The sequence below is a fragment of the Nitrosomonas supralitoralis genome (genome assembly GCF_003011925.2).
GTDB lineage: Bacteria > Pseudomonadota > Gammaproteobacteria > Burkholderiales > Nitrosomonadaceae > Nitrosomonas > Nitrosomonas supralitoralis.
This window is the reverse complement of record NZ_PXXU01000122.1, coordinates 1-2,804: the sequence shown is the minus strand read 5'-3', so window position 1 is coordinate 2,804 and position 2,804 is coordinate 1. Positions and strand designations below refer to the sequence as shown.

Annotated in this window: 2 protein-coding genes; both read left to right on the top strand. The window is 48.7% G+C overall.

Annotation, left to right across the window (positions count from 1 at the left end):
• The first annotated feature begins 29 nt into the window (after positions 1 to 29).
• Positions 30 to 1,742, top strand: a complete 1,713-nt coding sequence (locus C7H79_RS16790) for a multiheme c-type cytochrome (RefSeq protein ID WP_106708376.1) — start codon at positions 30 to 32, stop codon at positions 1,740 to 1,742.
• A complete protein-coding gene (haoB, locus tag C7H79_RS16785) occupies positions 1,739 to 2,773 on the top strand; it encodes a hydroxylamine oxidation protein HaoB (protein ID WP_242447358.1) in 1,035 nt (344 codons plus the stop codon). Before C7H79_RS16790 ends, haoB begins: the two co-directional genes overlap by 4 nt.
• Positions 2,774 to 2,804 lie beyond the last annotated feature (31 nt).

The following is a 2,804-nucleotide window of genomic DNA, read 5'->3' as shown; positions in this document are numbered from 1 at the left end:
ACAATTATGGAAAAACAAAGGAGAGAGAGATGAAAGCCAAGCGATGGCCGGTGGTAATTGCGGCGCTGTTAGGTGTATTGCTGATGGGATCTGCGCACGCGAACATACCGAGCGTTCCGAACGAATTATACGAAGCGCTGAAGTTGGATCGAAATAAGGCGACGCCGAAGGAAGTATACGAAGCGGTGGTAAAGCGTTATAAGGATCCTGAGCAGGGAGCGGGACCTGGGACGATGGCGAAGTATTGGGAGCCGATTCCATATGGAATATATTTGGATCCTGCGACATTTTACAAATCACCGACCTCGAATAAAGAAATAGCGAGTCGCAAGGAATGCGTGGAATGTCACACAGACGAATCGCCGGTATGGGTACAAGCATGGAAGCGTAGCAGTCATGGGAACTTAGACAAGGTACGTAATCTTAAGCCGGAAGATCCTACATTTTACAAGAAAGCTAAACTTGAAGACGTAGAGAAGAATTTGCGCTCACTGGGCAAATTAGCGGAAGGCGAGAACCTGAAGGAAGTTGGCTGTATTGACTGTCACGTGGAAATCAACGCGAAGAAGAAGGCGGATCACACCAAAGACATCAGAATGCCGACAGCGGAAGTATGTGGTGCCTGTCACTTGCAGGAATTTGTGGAGCGCGAATCGGAACGTGACACGATGATATGGCCGCACGGACAATGGCCTGATGGACGCCCTTCACATGCGCTGGATTACAAAGCCAACGTAGAAACGACTGTATGGGCGGCGATGCCACAACGTGAAGTAGCTGAAGGCTGCTCGATGTGCCACACCAACCAGAACAAATGTGACTCATGTCATACACGCCATGAATTTTCAGCTGCGGAATCGCGCAAACCAGAAGCCTGTGCAACTTGCCATAGTGGCGTAGATCACAACAACTGGGAAGCCTACTCCATGTCAAAGCACGGCAAGATGGTATCGATGCTGGGAGACAAATGGAACTGGGAAGTGCAACTGAAGGACGCGTATGAAGTGGGCGGACAAAACGCACCGACCTGTGCGGGCTGTCACATGGAATACGAAGGCGAGTACAGCCACAACATGGTAAGGAAGATACGTTGGGCGAACTATCCATTTGTTCCGGGCATAGCAGAAAACATTACGAGCGACTGGTCTGAAGCACGTTTAGACTCATGGGTAATTACCTGCACCCAATGTCACTCAGAGCGATTTGCACGTTCATACCTGGACCTGATGGACAAAGGCACGCTGGAAGGATTGGCTAAATACCAAGAAGCTAATCAGATCGTGCATACGCTGTATAAGGAAGGGTTGCTGACGGGTCAGAAAACCAATCGTCCTGCACCACCGCCACCTGAGAAAGAAGGCTATGCATACTTTGCACAGCTATTCTGGTCAAAAGGCAACAGTCCGGCAGCGATTGAGCTCAAGGTACTGGAAATGCATGAAAATGACCTGGCTAAGATGCACGTAGGCCTGGCTCACGTGAACCCAGGTGGATGGACCTATACGGAAGGCTGGGGCCCGATCAACCGTGCGTATGTTGAAATTCAAGACGAGAATACTCGTATTCGCGAGATGATTGCGCTGCAAGAACGAGTGAAGAATCTTGAAACCAAACGTACCAGCTTACTCGACTTGGACGGCACAGCTGAGAAGATCTCACTGGGCGGTTTAGGAGGCGGCATGCTACTGGCCGGAACACTGGCATTGGCAGGCTGGCGCAAACGTAAGCAAAGCGAAGCTTGATAGGCTCTGACACGACAGATCGCACTACCCAGGTGGTCGTGCGATCGGGCGGCAGACTACTCCCGTCATTAGGAATTTTCCTGGTGACGGGAGGATTGCTTTTATTGGGCTGGTTCGCGTACCTCTGGTTTAAACCGATACCCGCACCTTATCAATATCAATTGATAGAGGAAGGCAGCAGTAGCACGTTTAATAAAATGGACCTGGAAGGCTGGCCGGAGTTGAAGCTTGGCCAATACAAAGTACAAGCTGACGGAGTAGATAAGCCAATCGCTGAATTCATTGTTGCGAAACAGGAAGACGGAGCGCCGGTACTGATCTATTGGAAGAACAGCACCAATGAAATACTTTATAATTTTGACAGAAAGCCATCGGAGCTCACCACATTAGCTGAAGCGATCAGCAAGTACGCACCGAAAGACGCACTGATACTTTCCTGGTGGGATACCTCCCGGCAAATCAAACTGCTTACAGGGCGCGACACGCTATTTACCAATCACCTGAACGAACCACTTATGATCCCTGCGCCGTGGCTGGACCACAGCAAAGCGATTCAGGCCTATGAAAACCAATTCTGGCAAAGCAAGGCGGATGCGGCGGAATTGGACCGATTTAAACACTTCAGCCAAGCACTGGCAGCGCCAGCGGAAGAAGGCATTCAACAACTGCGGCAACTGATTGGTTCTGACCGTGAAGCCTACCTGATTGTACATGTTACTGATCTCTATAAACTAGGACTTATGTACCCGGAAAGCATAGGTGTAGCGTATCAGAATTTTCCGATGACGGGCAATATGCACGGCATGATCAATCAAATGAAAGTACAGGTAAAGGAAAATAATTTTGATACCTATACACTCCAATCTGTATCGGATAATGAGATCCGGGTATTTTTTCTGAGTGATGAGGAAAGCGGGCAGACGTTACTGGCAAGGATGCTGCCATTTGTAGATAAGCCAGCACCGACGGAACTGGAACTTGCACAATTGATTTATCAACAAGGAGGCTACTGGGTATATAAGCTTCCTTAAAATAAAATAAAATAAAATAAAATAAAATAAA

Excerpts from the sequence above, each read along its gene's own strand:
- C7H79_RS16790 (WP_106708376.1), top strand. The coding sequence starts at position 30 with ATGAAAGCCAAGCGATGGCCGGTGGTAATTGCGGCGCTGTTAGGTGTA.